At 65.6% G+C, this 20,728-nt stretch carries 18 protein-coding genes; 5 read left to right on the forward strand and 13 right to left on the reverse strand.

The annotated features are described in order from the left end of the window. Window positions 1–34: 34 nt before the first annotated feature. Together ACYVGK_RS16205 and ACYVGK_RS16210 are read right to left on the reverse strand one after the other, a co-directional pair. Complete coding sequence (locus ACYVGK_RS16205) at window positions 35–418, reverse strand: GtrA family protein (protein WP_460735570.1); 384 nt, start codon at window positions 416–418, stop codon at window positions 35–37. Then, window positions 415–2,445 (reverse strand): hypothetical protein, encoded by a 2,031-nt coding sequence (locus ACYVGK_RS16210; protein WP_460735572.1) that lies wholly within the window; start codon window positions 2,443–2,445, stop codon window positions 415–417. Before ACYVGK_RS16210 ends, ACYVGK_RS16205 begins: the two co-directional genes overlap by 4 nt. A 60-nt stretch (window positions 2,446–2,505) precedes the next feature. Here ACYVGK_RS16210 and glmU point away from each other — a divergent pair, with 60 nt between their 5' ends. Next, a complete protein-coding gene (gene glmU, locus ACYVGK_RS16215; protein ID WP_460735574.1) occupies window positions 2,506–3,876 on the forward strand; it encodes a bifunctional UDP-N-acetylglucosamine diphosphorylase/glucosamine-1-phosphate N-acetyltransferase GlmU in 1,371 nt (456 codons plus the stop codon). Window positions 3,877–4,018: 142 nt separating this feature from the next. Here the strand turns inward: glmU and ACYVGK_RS16220 are convergent, their stop codons facing one another. From ACYVGK_RS16220 to ACYVGK_RS16260, 9 genes are all read right to left on the reverse strand, one after another. Continuing rightward, entirely contained in the window at window positions 4,019–5,275 is a 1,257-nt protein-coding gene (locus tag ACYVGK_RS16220) for a sensor histidine kinase (protein ID WP_460735640.1), read from the reverse strand. A gap of 65 nt (window positions 5,276–5,340) precedes the next feature. Further along, window positions 5,341–6,687 (reverse strand): sigma-54-dependent transcriptional regulator, encoded by a 1,347-nt coding sequence (locus tag ACYVGK_RS16225; protein ID WP_460735576.1) that lies wholly within the window; start codon window positions 6,685–6,687, stop codon window positions 5,341–5,343. A gap of 25 nt (window positions 6,688–6,712) precedes the next feature. After that, entirely contained in the window at window positions 6,713–7,216 is a 504-nt protein-coding gene (locus ACYVGK_RS16230; RefSeq protein WP_460735578.1) for a nuclear transport factor 2 family protein, read from the reverse strand. A gap of 31 nt (window positions 7,217–7,247) precedes the next feature. After that, complete coding sequence (locus tag ACYVGK_RS16235; protein ID WP_460735580.1) at window positions 7,248–8,468, reverse strand: ABC transporter permease; 1,221 nt, start codon at window positions 8,466–8,468, stop codon at window positions 7,248–7,250. A gap of 8 nt (window positions 8,469–8,476) precedes the next feature. Beyond that, window positions 8,477–9,790, reverse strand: coding sequence for an ABC transporter permease (locus tag ACYVGK_RS16240; protein WP_460735582.1), 1,314 nt, complete (start codon window positions 9,788–9,790; stop codon window positions 8,477–8,479). 10 nt (window positions 9,791–9,800) lie between these two features. Further along, on the reverse strand, window positions 9,801–10,532 hold the full coding sequence (locus tag ACYVGK_RS16245; RefSeq protein WP_460735584.1) for an ABC transporter ATP-binding protein: 732 nt from the start codon (window positions 10,530–10,532) through the stop codon (window positions 9,801–9,803). Between the two features lie 45 nt (window positions 10,533–10,577). Continuing rightward, window positions 10,578–10,793 carry a hypothetical protein gene (locus tag ACYVGK_RS16250; protein WP_460735586.1) on the reverse strand — a complete coding sequence of 72 codons (216 nt, stop codon included), beginning with the start codon at window positions 10,791–10,793 and terminating at the stop codon, window positions 10,578–10,580. Between the two features lie 23 nt (window positions 10,794–10,816). Continuing rightward, window positions 10,817–11,065, reverse strand: a complete 249-nt coding sequence (locus ACYVGK_RS16255; RefSeq protein WP_460735588.1) for a hypothetical protein — start codon at window positions 11,063–11,065, stop codon at window positions 10,817–10,819. Between the two features lie 2 nt (window positions 11,066–11,067). After that, window positions 11,068–12,360, reverse strand: a complete 1,293-nt coding sequence (locus ACYVGK_RS16260) for an efflux RND transporter periplasmic adaptor subunit (RefSeq protein ID WP_460735590.1) — start codon at window positions 12,358–12,360, stop codon at window positions 11,068–11,070. A gap of 249 nt (window positions 12,361–12,609) precedes the next feature. Here ACYVGK_RS16260 and glmS point away from each other — a divergent pair, with 249 nt between their 5' ends. Next, window positions 12,610–14,451, forward strand: a complete 1,842-nt coding sequence (gene glmS, locus ACYVGK_RS16265; RefSeq protein ID WP_460735592.1) for a glutamine--fructose-6-phosphate transaminase (isomerizing) — start codon at window positions 12,610–12,612, stop codon at window positions 14,449–14,451. A 59-nt stretch (window positions 14,452–14,510) separates the two neighbouring features. Here the strand turns inward: glmS and ACYVGK_RS16270 are convergent, their stop codons facing one another. Next, window positions 14,511–14,891: a TfoX/Sxy family protein gene (locus tag ACYVGK_RS16270; RefSeq protein WP_460735593.1), complete on the reverse strand. Its 381-nt coding sequence runs from the start codon at window positions 14,889–14,891 to the stop codon at window positions 14,511–14,513. Continuing rightward, window positions 14,888–15,373, reverse strand: a complete 486-nt coding sequence (locus ACYVGK_RS16275; RefSeq protein ID WP_460735595.1) for a GAF domain-containing protein — start codon at window positions 15,371–15,373, stop codon at window positions 14,888–14,890. The genes ACYVGK_RS16270 and ACYVGK_RS16275 overlap by 4 nt, the downstream gene beginning before the upstream one ends. 47 nt (window positions 15,374–15,420) lie before the next feature. Between ACYVGK_RS16275 and bioD the strand changes: the two genes are divergently transcribed. The 3 genes from bioD (at window position 15,421) to ACYVGK_RS16290 (ending at window position 20,674) form a co-directional block, all read left to right on the forward strand. Next, on the forward strand, window positions 15,421–16,095 hold the full coding sequence (gene bioD, locus ACYVGK_RS16280; protein ID WP_460735597.1) for a dethiobiotin synthase: 675 nt from the start codon (window positions 15,421–15,423) through the stop codon (window positions 16,093–16,095). Window positions 16,096–16,256: 161 nt separating this feature from the next. After that, window positions 16,257–17,414 (forward strand): efflux RND transporter periplasmic adaptor subunit, encoded by a 1,158-nt coding sequence (locus ACYVGK_RS16285; protein WP_460735599.1) that lies wholly within the window; start codon window positions 16,257–16,259, stop codon window positions 17,412–17,414. Window positions 17,415–17,581: 167 nt separating this feature from the next. Beyond that, entirely contained in the window at window positions 17,582–20,674 is a 3,093-nt protein-coding gene (locus tag ACYVGK_RS16290) for an efflux RND transporter permease subunit (protein WP_460735601.1), read from the forward strand. The last annotated feature ends 54 nt before the right edge of the window (window positions 20,675–20,728 follow it).

The raw sequence follows: 20,728 nt of genomic DNA on the forward strand, positions 1-20,728 counted from the left end.
GCTCCGCTCTACAAAACCCAAGCGCTCATTGGACTCAATGCCGGTACACCCAATGTCGCGACACGGTGAAGCTCATCGCGGCCAGCACCAATTCGACCACCGGCTTCGCCAACCACGCCCACTGCAGGCCGGCCTGGTTTTCCACCGTGCCGATGGTCCAAGTGCTCAGCGCGGTCATGACCAGCCACAGCAGCACGAAACGCCGCAGCTGGCGCCGTCCCAGCTTGCTGGTTTCACTCGCAAAGGTGATGCGGCCGTTGAGCCAGAAGCCCAGAGTCGCGCCGCTGATGCGTCCGGCGACATTGGCGATTTCCACCGACAAGCCGAAATGACTGAGCGTCACCATCACGCCCCAGTCCACGATGTATTGCAGCAGTCCGATCGCCATGTAGTGACTGCCTTGGCGCAACAGGCTCATCGCATGTCCTCCGCCGGAACATGCCACCACTCCAGATCACCGGCGACCTGCCGCCGCACCGCGCCTACGCGCGCGAGCGCCGCCTGTTGCGCAGGCGTCGACACGCCAGGATGCACGAGCACATCGCTGATCTCCGCGCGGCGCAGGAGCTCCGCCCAGGCGGTGCCGGTCAAATCGCGTTCGGCTTGTTGCGCGGCATCGCGCAGCGAGCGGTCGTAATAGGAAATGCTGCGTCCCTGCACGCCGAGCTCGGCTACATAAGGGCGTTGCGGGTCGAGCGCGAGCACGTTGCGGTGCGAAGTCATGCGAATGGTTGCAAGCAGATCGCGCTCCGGCGCATAGGCCCGAAACGCGGCGGTGTCGTTCCCGGCTTCCTTGAGCGTCATCTTTACCAGCCCGATGCGCAGCAGCCAGAAGCTGTTGGCCTGGAAGGCGAAATTCAGCACGCATACGCCGATCAGCAGCCAAGCGGCGCGTCGCGGATCGATGCGCATGACGGTGAGTGACAACAGCGGCAGCATCAATACGAGCGCAGGAAAGAGGTAACGCAGATATTGCATCGGCAGCAGGGCCAGCATCAGCGATGCCGTCGCGGCTATGGCGACGGCGGTGGTGCGTCGCGTCGCGAGTGCAAGCAGCCAGGCGCCGGCCAATGCGATCAGGATGAAGCCACCACCGCCGGCAAAGGCTTCCAGATAGCGATCGGTATGGAAGGTGAGATTCCACGGCAACGCCGCGTCGAAGCCGGCGTGCCAGCGTGCATCGTCGAAGTTGGCATAGTCGTAGTAAGGCGACCGGAACCACGCGTTGAACAAGGGCAGCACGGGATTGCGCGCCATCCAGGCCGCGTAGACGTAGCTCGAGCCGGCGAGGACCAGCGCCAGCGCGCTCGCGCCAAGCATCGCCACGAGTCCCGGTAGACGCCGATGCGTCCACAACGCGAGCGGCAGCAACAGCAGCGCGAACGCGGCCGACGCCAGCTTCAATGCGAGCAATCCGCCCAACAGGATCGCGCCGATCCACAAACGTCGCGGATGTTCCGCGCGGTCGATGATGATCCATACCAGCCACACCAGCAGCGCCGCGGTCGGCAGCTCCGTTTGCATGCCGCCTGCAAGGCCACCGGTGAGTGGCACGCTCGCGTACAGGGCCACGGCCAACCAGGCCGCGCGCGTGCCGCCACCGAGCGCGACAGCCAGGCGCCACACGCCTGCCGCCGTCACCACGATCCAGAGCGCATTCACCGCGCCACGCGCTTCCTCGCCCGCGATCAGCTGCGGCACCGCCTGCACCACGTCTGCCAGCCAGGGGGCCAGCGACCAGATGTGCAGGCCGGGCTCGAGCGGATAGCGATGCTGCAGCGTCAGCTGCCATGGCAGGCGAAGGTGATACACCAGGTCGTCGGCCTGCATGGTCGGCAACCAGCACGCTGTGCTCGCCAGTCCGAGGCACAGCACCGCGAACGCCGCGATGCGTGGCGCGGAGTCGATTACCTGGTGCCACTCCGTCATCGCTTCGCGCCATGACTCGGCCAGGGCACGCCAGCGCCACGCGATCAGCACCAGTGCCGGGAGCAGATACGCGGCGCGGTAGTGCACGGGCAGCGGTAACAACCAGCCCAGCGTGCCGCCGATGACGACCCAGCCGCAGGCCAGACGCAGCGCGGCCGGTGCGTGCCGATCGAAGAGGCCGCCCAGCGCCAGTGCGGCCAAGCCGAATAGCATCGTTGCCGTGGCGGGGATTACGCCCACGAAGAACACCAAGGCCAACAACCAGGCAAGCGCAAGGCCGCTCGCCATGCGCCAGCGCAGCGTGCGCCGCAGCACGGCGGCGAGCGCCAGGTTGATCAGTGCCAGCACGATCAATTCGGCGAAACGGCCGCCGCGCCATTGCGCGGCGATGCCCGTGGTGGCGAGTCCCACCAGGCATGCAGGAACCCCCAGCCAAAGCAGGCCTCGTTGCCAAGCAGGGGCGACGGGCGCGCCGGCATCGTGTCCGGCAGCTGAAAAAGATGCGTCCGTGGTCATCGCGGCATGCTATCAGTGCGTCCTAAAATGCCACCACATCTCCATCGCACGGACACCCCAATGTCGGCACCCCTGCACGTCATCATCCTCGCCGCCGGCGAAGGCAAGCGCATGAAGTCCAGCCTGCCCAAGGTGCTGCAGAAGATCGCCGGGCGGCCGATGCTGGCGCATGTGATCGACAGCGCACGCGCACTGGATCCCGCTGGCATCCACGTGGTCTACGGCCATCGCGGCGAAGCGGTGCGCGACGCGTTCATTGGCGACAACGATCTGACCTGGGCCGAACAGGCGCAACAACTCGGCACCGGCCACGCCGTGCAGCAGGTCATACCGAACGTGCCGACCGATGCGCGCGTGCTGGTCCTCTACGGCGACGTGCCGCTAATCACGCCCGAAACGCTGCAGCGCCTGCTCGCCGCGCCCGGCCGTCTCGCCGTGCTGGTCGCGGACCTCGCTGATCCCACTGGTTATGGCCGCGTGCTGCGTGATCCGGAAGGCCGGGTCGGCCGCATCGTCGAGCACAAGGACGCCGACGAAGACCAGCGCGAGATCAGGACCGTCAACACCGGCATTATCGTCGCCGACGGCGAGCCGTTGCGCCGTTGGCTGGAGCATCTGCGCAACGACAACGTGCAGGGCGAGTACTACCTGACCGACGTGTTCGCTTCCGCTTCGACCGAATTCGATGCCGCCGAGATGGTGCACGTCATCGATCCGATCGAGACCGAGGGCGCCAACGATCCGTGGCAGCTCGCGCAGCTTGAGCGCGCGTACCAGAGGCGCGTGGTGCGCGCGCTGTGCCTGCAGGGCGCGCGCGTTGCCGATCCGGCCCGTCTGGATATCCGCGGCCGAGTCAGCGTGGGTTCGGATGTCGAAATCGACGTCGATGTCGTGTTCGAGGGTGAAGTAAATCTCGCCGACGGCGTGCGCGTCGGCCCGTTCTGCCGCCTGAAGGACGTGACGCTGGGTCCGGGCACCGAAGTGCGCGCGCATTGCGACCTCGACGGCGTGGTGGTCGAAGGTGCCGCGCTGATCGGGCCGTTCGCACGCCTGCGCCCGGGCACGGTGCTCGCCGATGGCGTGCATATCGGCAACTTCGTGGAAACCAAGAACGCCAGGCTCGGCGTGTCGAGCAAGGCCAATCATCTGGCCTATCTCGGCGACGCGGTGATCGGCAGTCGCGTCAACGTGGGCGCCGGCACGATCACCTGCAACTACGACGGCGTGAACAAGTTCGTCACCACCATCGAAGACGGTGCATTCATTGGGACGAATTCCTCCCTCGTGGCACCCGTGACCGTGGGCAAGAACGCCACCGTCGGTGCTGGTTCGGTGATCACCAAGGACGCACCGGCCGACAAGCTCAGCGTTGCACGCGGCCGGCAGATAACGGTTGATGGCTGGCAGCGACCGGTGAAGAAGCCCAAGTAGCGCTGCGGGCTAGCAGTCGGAGCGCGCTGGCTTTGTAGAGCGGAGCTTGCTCCGCTGCATTTCGTTCAGGTCGACACCGGCAGTTCACCCCAGCAAGAGCAGCGGAGCAAGCTCCGCTCTACAAGGCGACAGCGGGCGACTTTTACGTTGGCAGCACCAGCGACACGCACAACCCGCCGCCCTCGCGATTGAGCAGGGCGATGCGCCCGCCGTGGGCTTCGGCGATCTCGCGCGCAAGCGCCAGGCCCAGGCCGGTACCGTGGCGCTTGGTCGAATAGAACGGCAGCAGCGCATTGGCGAGCACCTGCTCGTTCATGCCGCTGCCGCGATCGAGCACGTCGACGCGCCAGGCTTCAGGCAGGCGTCGCAGCGAAAGACCGACGTCTTCCGGCTGTGATCCAGATTCGTGCGCGTTCTTGAGCAGGTTGATCAGCGCCTGCTCCAACTGCGCGACGTCGATGCGGGCAATGGCATCGGGCGATTCCGGACCGTCGTAGACGAACTCCACCTGCGCGCGCAGCTGTGCGACGAAACGCGGCCACGGCACCGATTCCAGGCGCGGCGCTGGCAGCTTGGCGAAGCGTGCGTAGTCGCGGATGAAGCCTTCCAGGTGGCGCGCGCGCTCCTCGATCGTCGACAGCGCGGTCGGCAACCGTTCCAGCTGGCCACGGCGCAGTAGCTCGGCGCCGGAGTGGGCGAGCGAAGCGATCGGCGCCAGCGAATTGTTCAACTCATGGCTGATCACCCGGATCACCTTCTTCCACGTCTGCACTTCCTGCCGGCGCAGTTCCGCGGTTAGCTGGCGCAGCAGCACCAGTTCGTGGCGACGACCATTGAGGCGGAAGTTGCGGCGGGCGAGGTGATAGATGTCCTCGTTGTCCTCGTCGCCCACGGTGAACATGCCGTCGCCGCCGCGTTCGAAGGCCTCGCGCAGTGCGTCCGGTGCGCCTTCGAGCAGCGCCTGGAAACTCAGGCCTTCCAGGCGCTTGCCTTCGCCCAGCAGTTTGCGTGCGGCGATGTTGCCCAGGACGATGCGCCGGCTCGGGTCGATCAGCAGCATCGCCACCGGCGTGTTCTGCACCATGGTGTCGAGCAACAGTTCGCGCTGCACCAGCGCCAGACGCTGTTCGCGCAATGCATCGCCGAGCTCGTTGTGGCTGGCGACGAGCGCACCGAGGTCACCCTTGCCCTGCCACGACAGGCCGAAGGCGAAGTCGCCGTCACGATAGCTCGCCACCGTGCCGGCCAGTGCGCGGAACAGCGAGTTCATCGGCGCGAAGGCGCGTCGCACGTGATACATCAGCAGCGGCACCAGCACGACGACCACGATGGCACCTGCCAGCCACGTATTCGTTACCCAGCGCGTGAGCAGCAGCGTCAGTGCGACTGCCGCGGCCATGTAAACCACTGCGATCGCAGCGAACTGCACGCTCAACGGGATGAACTGGCGCAAGTTGCGCATGGTCAGGTCCGGTCGATCCCGAGACGTTCCAGGCGCCGATACAGCGCCTGTCGCGACAGTCCCAGCTCGCTCGCGGCCTGCGCGACCACACCGCCGGCGCGGGTAAGCGCGGCTTCTATCGTGGCGCGATCAGGTTCCTCACCATTGGCCGGGGTAGAAGGCGGGCGCGACTCCCGCGCGGGCAGGCCCAGATCGGCCGCGCGAATGCGTTCCCCGCGTGCGAGCAGCGACGCACGCTGGATGGAGTTGCGCAGTTCGCGCACGTTGCCGGGCCAGGCATGCGCGAGCAGCGCACGCTCGGCCTCGGCGTCGAGCTGCTTGCCGCCAGGCAGGAAGTGCCGCGCCAGCGGCAGGATGTCGTCGGGTCGCTGTGCCAATGGCGGCAGGCGCACTTCGATCGCGTTGAGCCGGTAATACAGGTCTTCGCGGAAGTGGCCGGCGGCAATCAGCGCCGGCAGGTTGGCGTTGGTCGCGCTGATCACGCGTACCTTGACCGTGCGTTCGCGGTTGCCGCCCAGGCGCTCGAAGCGACCGGTTTCCAGCACGCGCAACAGCTTCACCTGGCCGGCGAGGGGCAGCGTGCCGATCTCGTCGAGGAACAAGGTGCCGCCGTCGGCGGCTTCGAACTTGCCTTCGCGCGCACGGTTGGCGCCGGTGTAGGCGCCGGCTTCGGCGCCGAACAGTTCGGCTTCGATCAATTCGCCGGGCAATGCACCGCAATTGAGCGCGACGAACGGGCCATTCTTCACCGCCGAGTTGGCGTGGATGATCTCCGCATACTTCTCCTTGCCGGCACCATTGGCGCCGGTGATCAGCACGGGCAGATCGGCGCGCGCAACCTGGCAGGCGAGCGACAGCGCCGCTTCGCTGGCGGGATCGGCGTACACCAGTCCACGCAGGTCGTATTCGCGCTCCAGTGCACTGCGCCGACGACGCTCGCTATTGCGGTGACGCGCCAGCTCCTGCCGCGCGAGCGACAGTTCCAGCAGATTGTTCACCGTGGCGAGCAGCTTGCGATCGTCCCATGGCTTGGCGAGGTAATCGGCGGCGCCGGCCTTGACCAGGTCGACCGCCGATTCGAGATGCGTCCATGCGGTGAGCAGGATCACCGGAAGATCCGGGTACGCGGCGCGGATCTTCGCGAACAGCTCGACGCCTTCCTCGCCCGAGGTGGTGTCGGCATGGAAGTTCATGTCCTGCACCACCAGATCAAAGGGCTCGCGCGCCAGCAGCGCGAGCCCTTCTTCCTGCGTGGTCACTGCGCGGGTGTCGATGTCGTGCAGCGAGAACAGTGTCTCCAGCGCGGTGGCGACGGAGGGGTTGTCGTCAATGACCAGGATCGTTGGCATACACAAGAGTACCGCGGGCCACCGATTATGGCGCCGTCGTGTTGGAATGGTGGCCGTAGCTGAGGACGCGAGTGATCCGCCACTGCGCGCCGTCCTGATGCCAGACGATGACGAAATCCGCCATCCCCTCGCACTTCCCGCTGTCGGTCTGGCAGAAGGTGTGCGTGCCCTGCGCGATCGCGCCGTAGTCCTTGATCGGAAACACCTTCAGGCTGCCGGATACGAGTTCGCGATGGAACTTACCGCATACATACCGTTGGGTGTTGGCGATCATGTCGCGCCGGTTCCAGGTCACGCCGCCCGTGTCGTGGTAGAACTCGACGGCCTCGTCGAAGTAATCGCCGTGGCGTTGCAGCTGACCGGGCTGATCACAGCGGTTGAAGGCGTCGAATACGGCGCTGTCGAGCGCGGCGACGGTGGTGAACAGCGGGTCCGGCACCGTCGCAGCCGGCGCGGCGGTGCTCGGAACAGCGACGAACAAGGCCAGCAGCGACAGGGCGATGCTGATACGCGTGGTGCGAATGGTCATGCGGGAATGCTCCAGAGCCTAGGGATGGTAGTCACACCGAACGCGTCGCCACCGCCGGCGGCACCGCCGCGGCACGGCGAGCCGGACCCAGCACCGACAGCTGGCCCAGAGACCACAGCACCAGCGCGCCGATGGGCAGATACAACGCTGGCAGGCGCGGCAGCTCGTACGCACTCATCAACAGCTGGTTGATGCCGTACGCGCCGATCATGCCGATCACGATGCCCAGCGTGGCGAGCAGGAAGTTCTCGGTCTGGAAGTAACGCAGCACCTGGCCGCGGGTCGCACCCAACGCGCGGCGCACGCCGATCTGCTTGGTGCGCTGCTGCACCCAAAAGCTGGCCAGGCCGACGATGCCGAGCGAAGTCACCACCAGCAACGCGATGCATACCGCGATCAGCAGCCAGACCATCGACTGGTCCTGGCGGAAGAATTCGCCGCGGACCTGGGTGAACGTCTTCTGGTCGAGGATCAGACGGTTGGGGCTGTTCTTCTGCAGGACCTTCACCGCGTCCTTGAGTACGCGCTCGCGCTGGCCGGGATCGTTGGTGCGCAGCATGTAGACCCCGCCGACGTCGTAGGGCATGCGCAGCGGCAGCAGCATCGAGTACTCCGGCAGCATGTCGTCCGGACCGAAATACGGCCGGATCAGGCGGTCGACCACGCCGACCACGGTGATCGGCTTCTCATCGCCGAAGTACACCACCTGGCCCACCGCGCTCTTGCCTGGGAACAGCTTCTCAGCCATCGCCCTGGTGATGATGGCGCTGCCCTGGAATTTGCCGAAGGCTTCGTCGGAAAAGTCCTGGAACTCGTCGGCGTTGAAATCCCGACCGGCGATCAGCGTCGTGCCCAAGGTGCGACGCAGTTCGCCGCTATCCATGTAAGTGGTTGCATTGAGCGTCGACACTTTCTGATCCGGGCGGGTCGATACGCCGTTGTTCCAGGACGAGCGTCCCAGCGGCACTTCGTTCGTCGCCGCCGCCGCGGTGACGCCGGGAACCGTGTGCAGCGCGGCGAGATCTTCGCGCGTCAGCGTCGAGGCGTTCTGGTCCTTGCCGATGCCGGAGACGTTGATCACTGCGATTTCGTCCTCGGCAACGCCGCTGGGCATGCTGAGGCGATCGATGCGTTCCCTGATCAGGAACACGGCGTTGCAGATGATCGCGCAGCTCAGGGCGATCTCGAGCACGATCAGCGCAGCCGCGGTCTTGTGCCGGCGCAGGGTGGAGAGAATGGGGCGGATATCCATGACGGGCCTCATTGGGTCTTGAGCTGGATGGCGGGCGTGACCTGGCAGGCGCGCCATGCAGGCAGGGCGCCGGCGAACAGGCTGGCGACGATCGCCAACGCGAAAGTAGTGAGCAGCATCAGCGGATCCAGGTGCGCGAGGTCGGCATGTTCGACCGGCTGCTGGCGTACCGCCCACAAGCCGAGCTCGGCGAGCGCGAGACCCAGGACACCGCCAACCAGACCGACCGATACCGCTTCGATCAGGCATTGCGCGAAGATCGCGCCACGCGAGGCACCCAGCGCGCGGCGCACGCCGATTTCAGCCGAGCGGCGCATGAACTTGGCGAGCAACAGGCCCACGGTGTTGAGCAGACACACCAGCAGGAAACCGAAGGCCAGCCACATCTGCAGGTTCACGTCCTCTGGCACGACCTTGTTGAATTGCATGAACCCCATCAGGTCGCGCAGCCGCACGTTGGTGGGACGATGGAAGCGACCGGCGGCGCGCTGCTGGTCGGAATAGTTCTCGAGGAAGGTCTGGTATTCCTTGACCTTTTGCGGCGTATCGAGCTGGACCCAGAACTGCATCCACACGCAGGGCGCGCCCAGGTCGGTCGCTTTCATGCCATCGGGACGCTGGTCGTAGCAGTTCATGTTGCCGCTGCGGCCGAGCTCCAGATCGCGCGAGGTCGAGAACGGGAGGAACACCTGCTCGGCCTTGCCGTAGCCGTGCTGACTGGTGTTCATGTCGTAGAACTTCGGCGCCGGACGCCACCTGTCGAGCACGCCGACGATGCGGAAGTCGGTGTCGTCGATGCGCAGTGTCTTGCCTACGCTGTTGGCGCCGCCGAACACCTTCTCGTTGAGCGCCTTGTCGATCACCACATCGCGCGCGTGCGCCTCGTCGGCAGCCGCATCCCAACCGCTGCCGTACAGGAACGGCACGTCGAACATCGGGAAGAAGTCCGCGCTGGTGTAACGGGAATCCACCAGGAATGGCAGCAATCCGGCGCGCTGCGGCTGGATTGCCACGCCGCCACCGGTCATCAGCGCCTGCCGGTCGGCGCGCTTCGCCTTGAGCAGTGCTTCGGCGTCGAAGCGGGTGAGCTGGTCGGCTGGCTCCTCGCCCTTGTGGTACTCGTCCATCGTCTGCGGATCGAGCTGCGGATAGAACAAGGTGCTGCTCTTGCCCGGCAGCGGATCGCCGGACAGCACGTGGAATACGGTCAATGTGGTCATCGCCGCGCCGATGCCCAGCGCGATGGCCAGCACCATCAGCGCGGTCAGGACCTTGTTGCGCCTGAAGCTGCGCAGGGCCAGGTTGAAGTAATAGCCGATCATGGCGGCGGCCTCAGGCGGTCGGGTTGGATTCGGCGGCGCTCGCAAGCTCACGCGCACGCATCAAGCTCGACTCGACCGAAATGTCGGTCGCCATGCCGTCGACGATATGCACATTGCGTTGCGCGCGTGCGGCCAGTTCCGGATCGTGGGTCACCATGACGATCGTGGTGCCGGCGGCGTTGATCTCCTCCAGCAGTTCCATCACGCCACGCGCCATCTGCGAGTCGAGGTTGCCGGTGGGTTCGTCGGCGAGCAGCAACCGCGGCGTGCCGGCCAGAGCACGCGCAATCGCCGCGCGCTGCTGCTGGCCGCCCGACAATTCGGCGGGATAGTGCTTCATGCGCGAGCCCAGGCCGACCTGGGCCAGCGCCTTCTCGATACGCTGCTTGCGCTCGGCGGCGTTGAAGCCGCGATAGCGCAGCGGCACGTCGACGTTGTCGAACAGGTTGAGATCGGGAATCAGGTTGAAGCTCTGGAAGATGAAACCGATCTTGTGATTGCGCAGCTTGCTGCGCGCGTCGTCGGACAGACCGCGCACGTCCTGGCCATCGAGCATGTAGGTGCCGCCGGTGAATTCCTCGAGCAGGCCGGCGATGTTAAGGAACGTGGTCTTGCCCGAACCGGAAGGACCGGTCACGGCGACGAATTCGCCTTCGCGCACATGCAGGTCGAGCGAACGCAGGGCGTGGGTTTCGACGAGTTCGGTGCGATAGACCTTGGTGACGGCTTGCATGTGCAGCATGGCGGGATCCTTGTAGTCAGCTTGATATTCGGGGCGATGCGCGCTTCAGCGCACGCGGAAAAGGGGTTCATCGCGGTCGTGGCGGCGCCAGTCGAAGGCCCACGGCGCGAGCGCGACGCCATTGGCGGCTTCGTCTTTGCGCTCGAAGCGCATCAGTTCCGGCGTGATCAGATCGGACAGTCGGCGTGGGATGGCGTCGGCCAGGTCCTGCGCCGACCAGTTCCGGGGAAACGGAAGCGAATGAGTGATGTCGGTGTTCATAACGTTCTCCGATGGGGCGCGCGTCAGCGCACCCGGATATAGGTGGGCAGCGCAGCGGCGCGCAGGTAACCGCGATGGCGCCACTGCGGCGCGGCCGGCGCGGCAAATGGGCCGTTGGCGGTGTCCGGCGCGCCGTCCAGATCAACCAGGCCCAGCTTGATCCGTTCGGACAGCCGCAGCGGAATGGCATCAGCGAGGTCCAGGGCGGACCAGTTGCGCGGGAATTCGTGAGCCGGATAGGCCGGCAGAGTTGTATCGGGACGCAGGGCCATGGTCATTCTCCCGTGATGCGGACTTTTTCGGATTCGCCGAAACCGTCGGCGCCGGATACCACGATGCGATCGCCTTCCTTGGCGCCGCCGAGAATCTCGACCGCGCCCAGGCTGCTGGCGCCGGTGCGGAGCGGACGCTTGATCGCACTGCTGCCGTCCATCACGTAGGCGCTGTTGCCGCCGCCCTGTTCCAGGAACGGACCGCGTTCGACCATCAGCACGTTGCGGCGCGTGTCGAGCAGGATGCGCACGCTCAGGCGCTGGTTCTGGCGCAGGCCTGGCGGCTGCAGGGCCTTGAAGCGCAGGCGACCGGTGACTTCACCGTTCACCACTTCCGGCGACACCGCGGAGATTTCCGCGGCGAGCGTGCCGGTGGAAGCGGTGACCTGCGCCGGCATGCCGATGGCGAGGTCGCGCGCGAAGCTCTCGGGCACTTTTATCTCGACTTCAAATACGGACAGGTCGACCACGCTCAGCACCGGCGCATTGATCGCGACGTTCTGACGCTGCGCCACCATCACCTGGCCGACCTGGCCGGCAAACGGTGCGCGCAGGGTGAGCGCGTCGACCTGGCGTTGCAGTTCGGTCACGACCGCGCGCTGGCGATCGGCGAGCAGGCGCTTGTTGCGCAGGTCGAGCCCCGCGCCTTCGCCGAGCAGGCCGAAGTCCTTGCGGGCACTGCCCAGGCCCAGGTCGGCCTTCTTCAGAATGTCCTGGGCGCGCGCCACGTCGATCTGCGCGACGGCGCCGCCTTCGTAGGCGCGCTGATTGCGTTCCAGGTCGCGCTGTGCGGCCTGACGATCGATCTGGGCCTGGTCGAGCAGCTTGCGCGCGTTGGAACGGGTGATCTGGGCATCGAGCGCGGCGCGGCTCGCTTCGGCTTCCAGGCCGGCGAGCGCGGCCTGCTCCTGCGCGAGCTTGCTGCGCAATTCGGGGCTGTCGATTTCGGCGAGCGGCTGATCCTTGGCGACTTTGTCGCCGGCGACGATCTTCAGCGTCACCGTGCCGCCCGCGATCGCATACAGCGTGGGGCTGTTGGCGGCGATGACGCGGCCGTCGGCGGAGATGTCGCGGACCAGATCGCCACGGGTCACCGGGGCGATGCGCAGGCGCTCAGCATCAAAGGAGTGCGCGCCGGCGGTCCAGCCGGAGAGCAGCCAGCCCATCACCACGACCAGCCCGGTTGCACCCACGCCCGCATACAGCCACTGGCGGCGGCGCGGCGACAGCGCGCGCGATGGCGCGGTGGCGGCGTGAATGGGCCGGTCCTGGGCGGAGGTGTCGCGAATGCTCATGGGGTGCGCGTCTGTGAGGAGTCCTGTTCCCTGTTAAGCAGAACGCGTGCCAACTGTAACTACTTGATTTTCAATGACTACTTTGCGTGTCCGCAGGTGTCCGCGCGGACAGAACTGTCCGCGCGGACACTCGGGCCGTCGCGGCTGAATCGTTTCGCCCATGCATCCGTTGTGATGCGCAGACCCACGACAAGGCATTTGCGCGCAGGCGGTAAACTGCTGACCTTTCCAGCAAGAGATTTCCCGTCCATGTGCGGCATCGTCGGCGCGATCGCGAATCGCGATGTGGTTCCCGTCCTGATCGAAGGCCTCAAGCGCCTCGAATACCGTGGCTACGACTCCGCCGGCATCGCCGTGGTCGATGGCGATGGCAGCACGAGCGAGGTGCGCCGCGTGCGCCGCACCGGCCGCGTTGCCGAGATGGAAGCCGCCGCGCAGGCCGAACACTTCACCGCACGCCTCGGCATCGGCCATACCCGCTGGGCAACCCATGGCGGCGTCACCGAAGCCAACGCGCATCCGCACATCAGCCACGGTGTGGCGCTGGTGCACAACGGCATCATCGAGAACCACGAAGAGCAACGCGAACGCCTGCGCCAGCTCGGCTATGAGTTCGAATCGCAGACCGATACCGAAGTCATCGCCCATCTCATCCACCATCACCTCAAGGGTGGCGACGACCTGCTGGGCGCGCTCCAGCACACCGTGCGCGAGCTGCACGGCGCCTACGCGCTGGCCGTGGTGAGCCGGCAGGAGCCGGGCCGCCTGGTCGCAGCGCGCATGGGTTGTCCACTACTGGTCGGCCTGGGCGAGGGCGAGAACTTCGTTGCCAGCGACGTATCCGCGATCGTGCAGGCCACGCGCCGCGTGATCTTTCTCGAGGAAGGCGACACCGCCGAGATCACGCGCGAAGCGGTGCGTCTGTTCGACGCCGAAGGCCGTGCGATCGAGCGCGACGTGCACGTGTCGGACGTGTCGCTGGCTTCGCTGGAGCTGGGTCCGTATCGCCACTTCATGCAGAAGGAAATCCACGAGCAGCCGCGCGCCATCGCCGACACCATTGAGGCGGTGATGGACAACGGCGGCTTCTCGCCGGAGCTGTTCGGCAAGGATGCGGCCAGCGTGCTGGCCGACATCGAAGGCGTGCAGATCATCGCCTGCGGCACCAGTTCCTACGCCGGCATGACTGCGCGCTACTGGATCGAAGCGATCACCGGGCTGCCGTGTGCGGTCGACATCGCGAGCGAGTACCGCTACCGCAGCGTGGTCGCCAATCCGAAGCAGCTGATCGTGACGATTTCGCAATCCGGCGAAACGCTCGACACGATGGAAGCGCTCAAGTACGCGAAGTCGCTCGGCCACGACCGGACGCTGTCGATCTGCAACGTGCCCGAAAGCGCGATCCCGCGCGCCAGCCGCCTCGTCTACTACACCCGTGCCGGCGCCGAGATCGGTGTGGCCTCGACCAAGGCCTTCACCACGCAGCTGGTCGCGCTGTTCACGCTGACCTGCACGATCGCCAAGCTGCGCGGTCGCCTGGATGCGCAGAAGGAAGCCGAGTACCTGGAAGCCCTGCGCCAGCTGCCGGGTAGCGTGCAGCACGCGCTCAACCTGGAGCCGCAGATCGTCGTCTGGTCCGACCGCTTCGCGCCGAAGCAGCATGCGCTGTTCCTCGGTCGCGGCATGCACTATCCGATCGCGTTGGAAGGTGCGCTCAAGCTCAAGGAAATCTCCTACATCCACGCCGAGGCCTACCCGGCCGGCGAGCTCAAGCACGGCCCGCTCGCGCTGGTCGATAGCGAGATGCCGGTAGTGGTGATCGCGCCGAACGATTCGCTGCTCGAGAAGGTGAAGTCCAACATCCAGGAAGTACGTGCGCGCGGCGGCGAGATGTTCGTGTTCGCCGATGCGGACAGTCAGTTCGGCGAATCCGAGCAGGTGCACGTGATCCGCACGCCGCGCCACGTCGGCGTGCTGTCGCCGATCGTGCATGCGATCCCGGTGCAGCTGCTGGCCTACCATGCGGCACTCGCACGCGGTACCGACGTGGACAAGCCGCGCAACCTGGCGAAATCGGTGACGGTGGAATAAGCCTGCCGCCAATGAAAAAGCCCGGAATCATCCGGGCTTTTTTGTGTCCGCGTGCGGCGTCAGTCTTCCGAACCGCCGCCGCTGTCGTCCGAATCGAACATGCCGTCGGCGCTGGGCTCGGTTTGTTCTTCCATGTGCGTGGTCGTCACCGGCGCGGCCGCGGGACGGTTGCGCGGCGGCGGCAGCAGCGCGGTGGCGGCCTCGGCAGCAAAGATCAGTTCGTGGCGGCGTTCCTCCGGCACGTCCTGCCAATGGCAGTCGAGCAGTGCGCCCTCGATTGCATACAGCAGGTTGAGACCGGGCTTGAAGCCGGCGCGCTTGACGCGCATGAAGGCCTCGACCGTGCCGACCGCGGCCAGGTCATCGAGCGAACGCAGGCCGACCTGGCGCAGCCAGGCAGCGCTCTTCGGGCCGATGTTGCGCATCTTCGCCGTGGTCATGCCAGCGTCTCCATGAAGGCTTGGGCTATGGCTTCCAGTCCACGCTGGTCGTCAGCGTCGAAGCGGTCGGGCTCGGGGCTGTCGAGATCGAATACGCCGATCAGTTCGTTACCGCGCACCAGCGGCACGACGACTTCCGAGCGCGACGCCGCATCGCAGGCTATATGGCCGGGGAACGCGTGCACGTCGGCGACACGTTGCGTCTCACGTGTCCGCGCCGCCGCGCCACAGACGCCCTTGTCGAGCGGGATGCGCACGCACGCGGGCAGGCCCTGGAAGGGACCCACCACCAGCTCGCGCCCGTCGTAGAAGTAGAAGCCGACCCAGTTCAGTGACGGCAGGGCGTGATAGACCAATGCCGACAGGTTCGCAGCATTGGCAATACGGTCCTGTTCACCCGCCAGCAGCCCGTGCGCCTGATCGAGCAGTTGCGCGTACTGTTCGTGTTTGGTGCCGTTGAGCCGGGTGGCGGTAAAGGTCATATGGGGCGAGTGTAGCAGCCGACCGCCGGCCGTTTAGGATGCGCGCCATGGATACCAAAGGTTTGTACGTTACGGGCACCGATACGGGCATTGGCAAGTCGGTCACCAGTGCGGCGCTGCTGTACGCCTTGCGCTCTCGCGGCTTGCGCGCAGTCGGGATGAAGCCGGTCGCCAGCGGCTGTGAGCGCACGCTGCAGGGCTGGCGTAATGAGGATGCGCTCGCCCTGATGGAAGCCAGCGATCCGCGGCCCGCCTACGAGGACATCAATCCCTACGCACTGCCACAGCCGTTGGCGCCCGAATTGGCTGCAGCCGATGCCGGCGTGAACATTGAACTGGCGACTATCGTTTCTGCCCATCGGCGCCTGGCCGCTCAGTCGGATGCGGTGGTGGTCGAAGGCGTGGGTGGCTGGGCGGCACCGCTGTCGGCATCGCTGGAGCAAGTCGACGTGGTGCGCGCACTGCGATTGCCAGTGGTGCTGGTAGTGGGCCTGCGGCTTGGATGCATCAGTCATGCGCGATTGTCCGCACGCGCGATCGCTGCTGATGGTGCGCAACTGGTCGGTTGGATCGCCAACGACATCGATCCGGCGATGGCGCGTCGCGACGACAATTTCGCGATCCTTCAACGCGTCTTGCCGGCACCCTGCTGGGGCAGGTTGCCGTTCGCGGCGTCGCCCGATCCGCGTGCCCTTGCGAACGAGTTGGCGCCCGCCTTATAGGGTGGGCTCGGCTGCTTTGGATCGGTGCGCAACAGAAGCAGTTGGACCGGGGAGCATTGCAGAATCTGGCGTTTGTCCGGCCTGACTTCCGGCACGGTGATCTCTTCAGGGCAACGTGGGCTAAACTCGTGAGTTCAAGAAGTAGACCGGCGAGGCTGCGCATGGGCCGCAAGCTGTGGGTTTCAGGAATCGCACTCGGCATGGCCACCGCGCTGGCCGGTTGCGGCAACGGCGGCGCCAAAGGTGGCGGTCCTGGCGGGCCTCCGGGAGGTGGAATGCCACCGCTGCCGGTCGAAGCCGTCACGCTCAAGGCACAGAAGCTCGCCGCCGGTCTGCAGACCGTGGGCAGCCTGCGTGCCGATGAATCGGTGGTGGTGCGCCCGGAAGTGGCTGGCCGCGTCGCTCGCATCGGCTTCACCGAAGGTGCCACGGTGCGCGCAGGGCAACCGTTGTTCATCCTCGATGGCAGCACCCAGCAGGCCGCGCTCAATGAGGCCGCCGCCAATCTCGAAAACAGCCGGCGCGCCGCCGAGCGTGCCGGGGAGCTGGTGAAAGACAAGCTCATCGCCCAATCCGACTACGACCGTGCCCGCGCCGCCTACGGCGTCGACCAGGCACGCGTTGCGTCCGCACGCACGGCATTGACGAAGATGACCTTGAGCGCGCCGTTCTCCGGACAGGTCGGACTGCGCAATGTCAGCGTCGGTGCTTTCGTCACGGTGGGCCAGGACCTGGTCACGCTGGTGCGACTGGACCCGATCGAAGTCGATTTCAGCGTGCCCGAAACCGCGCTGTCGCAGCTGAAGAACGGCCAGGCAATCAGCATCACGGTCGACGCCTTTCCCAGCGACCAGTTCGGTGGCACGGTCACCGCGATCGATCCGGTCATCGATCCCAACAGCCGCAGCGCCAAGCTGCGGGCGCAGATCGCAAACCCCGACGGCCGTCTGCGTCCGGGACAGTTCGCCAAGCTGCAGCTCGACACCGGTGGCAACACGACTGATGCCGTGCTGGTCCCCGAACAAGCGCTGATGCAGGACGGCAGCCAGCGTTACGTGTGGACGATCGTCGATGGCAAGGCCAAGAAGGTCGTCATCAAGACCGGCGTGCGCGTGCCCGGTGCGTTCCAGGTGGTCGAAGGCCTGAAGGCCGGTGACCAGGTGATCACGGCCGGCCAGACCAAGCCGATGATGAACGATGGTCTGCCGGTAAAGCCGATGCCGGCGGCCGGTGCTCCGGGCGCCGCGCCCAGCCAACAGGCGGCGGCCAAGCCCTCGGGCGAACAGGCTGCGCCGAAGCAGGAAGACAAGGCGCAGTGACGTTGCGGCGTCACCTCGAAAGGGGAGTGCTGCGCGTCTACGCCTTGATTCACGCGTAGCCACTGCCGTCTTCGGCGCTGCGCACCGCCTTCTCCCCGCAGTAGGGAGAAGGAAAAACCGAAAGCCTTCTCCTGCTGGAGAAGCAAAAGGACTAAAGCGAGGCGTCCATGGTTCTTTCCGACATCTCCATCCGCCGTCCGGTCTTCGCCACCGTGATCAACCTGGTGGTGCTGCTCGTGGGCATCATCGCCTACGACCGCCTCGCGGTGCGGCTGATTCCCAACGTCGACGTGCCCGTGGTGACGGTCAGCACCACTTATCCCGGTGCCAGCGCGCAGGTGATCGAATCGCAGGTGACGCAACCGATCGAGGATGCGTTGTCCGGCGTGGAAGGCATCGAGTACATGCAGTCGGTCAGCCGCGAGCAGTCCAGCCAGGTGACCATCCGTTTCCGCCTCAATCGCGACCCTGATGGCGCCGCATCGGATGTGCGCGATCGCGTCGCGCAGGCACGCGCGCTGCTGCCGCAGGAAGTCGACGAACCGATCGTGCAGAAGCAGGAGGCCGACGCGCAGCCGATCATCTATCTCGCGTTCTCTTCCGACCGGCATTCGCAGGTCGAGATCGCCGACTACGCCGAGCGCCTGGTCAAGGATCGGGTGCAGACCATTCCCGGCGTGGCGCAGGCACAGGTGTTCGCCAGTACTTATGCGATGCGCGTGTGGTTGCAACCGCAGCGCCTGGCCGGGTTCGGGCTGACGCCGGCCGACGTCGAGGACGCGTTGCGCAAACAGAATGTCGAAATCCCGGCCGGTCGCGTCGAGAGCAGCGCGCGGGAATTCACCGTGCTGTCCGAAACCGATCTGAAGACGCCGGAAGAGTTCGGCAACATCATCCTGGGTGACGTCAATGGCACGCTGGTGCGCCTGCGTGACGTCGCCAAGGTTGAACTGGGCCAGCAGGAACGGCGCTTTACCTCGCGCTACAACGGCAAGAACGCGGTGCCGCTGGGCATCGTCAAACAGGCCGTGGCCAACCCGCTGGACATCTCCGAAGCCCTGCAGGTGATGCTGCCGCAGATCACCCGGCAGCTGCCGGAAGGCATGAAGGTGGAGATCGCATACGACACCACCACGTTCATCAAGGAATCGATCGACGAGGTGTTCCACACCGTGCTGATCGCGATTGCGCTGGTGATCGCGGTGATCTTCCTGTTCCTGCGCAGCTGGCGCGCAACGCTCATCCCGCTGGTGACGATCCCGGTGTCGCTGATCGGCGCCTTCGCATTGATGTATGCCTTCGGCTTCACCATCAATACGCTTACCTTGCTGGCGATGGTGCTGGCCATCGGCCTGGTGGTCGACGACGCGATCGTGATGCTCGAGAACATCGTGCGCCACATCGAAGAAGGTATGCCGCCGTTCCAGGCCGCGCTCAAGGGCAGCAAGGAAATTGGCTTTGCCATCATCGCGATGACGCTGACTCTGGCCGCGGTCTACATACCGCTGGCCTTCTCCACCGGCCGTACTGGCAAGCTGTTCGTCGAATTCGCGCTGACGTTGGCGGGCGCAGTGTTGGTGTCGGGTTTCACCGCACTGACGCTGTCGCCCATGATGTCGTCCAAGCTGTTGCGCGGCGACAACCGCCACGGCCGTTTCTATCAGGCCGGCGAACGCGTGCTGAAGTGGATCGACAACCACTACCGCACCGCGCTGGGTACCGCATTGGCCTGGCGCAAGGCGGTTATTGGTTTCGCGCTGCTGATCTTCGTCGCGGCAGGTAGCCTGTTCATGCTGCTGCCGCGCGAACTGGCGCCCGCCGAGGACCAGGGCTTCATCATGGGTATCGGCATCGCGCCGGAAGGCTCCACCGTCGAGTACACCGACAAGTACGCGCAACAGATGCAGGGCATGTTGCTCGGCCTGCCTGACCAGCAGCGCGTGTTCCAGATCGTCGGCTATCCGGATGTGACTCAGACGATCGGCTTCACCATGCTCAAGGATTGGGGTGAGCGCAAGGGCGGTTCGGCGCAGCAAATCGCCGGTAGTCCCTTCCCGCCCAGCGGTCTGGCGGCGCAGATGTTCTTCGGCATTCCCGGTGTCATGGCGTTCACCATGACACCGCCACCACTGGGTCAGGACTTTCTGTCGCAGCCGGTCAGTTTCGTGGTGCAGAGCACCGGCACCTGGGATGAACTGGGTGGCACGGTGCAGCGACTGATGACGAAGATGCAGGAAAACCCGCGCCTGACCAATCCCGATACCGATCTCAAGCTCAATAAGCCGCAGCTCAAGATCGATGTCGATCGCGACAAGGTCGCCGCCGTGGGCAGCGATGTCGCCACTGTCGGCCACACTCTGGAAACCCTACTGGGCGGGCGCAACGTGACCCGCTTCAAGCGCGGTTCGGAGCAGTACGACGTGATCGTGCAGGTCGAGGATGCCGCGCGGCGCACGCCGGGCGATGTCTCCAATGTGTTCGTGCGTAACGGCAGTGGACAGATGGTGCAGCTGTCCAACCTGGTCAACATCAACGAAACGATCGCCGCGAAGGAACTCAACCACTTCAACAAATTGCGCTCAGCGACGATCACCGCTGGCCTGGCGCCGGGTTATTCCGCGGGCGAGGCGCTGGAGTGGATGGAGAACGCGCTGCACGACGTCGCGCCGGAAGCGAGCTACGACCTGTCGGGACCAAGCCGCGAACTGCGTGAGTCGTCGAACGAGTTCACGATGATCCTCGTGCTCGCGTTGGGCTTCATTTTCCTGGTGCTCGCCGCGCAGTTCGAGAGCTGGGTGGATCCGTTCGTGATCCTGCTGGGCTCGGTGCCGCTGGCGATGTTCGGCGCGTTCCTCGCGCTCAAGCTCACTGGCGGCAGCTGGAATATCTATTCGCAGATCGGCATCGTCACCCTGGTCGGCTTGATCTCCAAGCACGGCATCCTGATCGTCGAGTTTTCCAATCAGCTGCAGGAGCAGGGCCGTAGCAAGCTCGAGGCCGTAGTGGACGCGGCGGCGCTGCGCCTGCGCCCGATCCTGATGACCACCGGCGCGATGGTGCTGGGTTCATTGCCGCTGGCCATCGCGACCGGCGCCGGCGCCGAAGCGCGCAACCAGATCGGTTGGGTGGTCGTGGGAGGCATGGCGATCGGCACCGTCTTCACCCTGTTCGTGGTGCCGGTGGTCTACCTGCTGGTCGGCCGCGACCACGCCAAGGCCATGGCCAAGCTGAAGACGCTGGAAGCACAGCCCGAGCATTGAGCGCGGGCTGCCGGTGGGTCACCTCGGTTCGCGTCCCTTCGCACTCTCCCGCTT

This window comes from Lysobacter tyrosinilyticus, assembly GCF_054779815.1.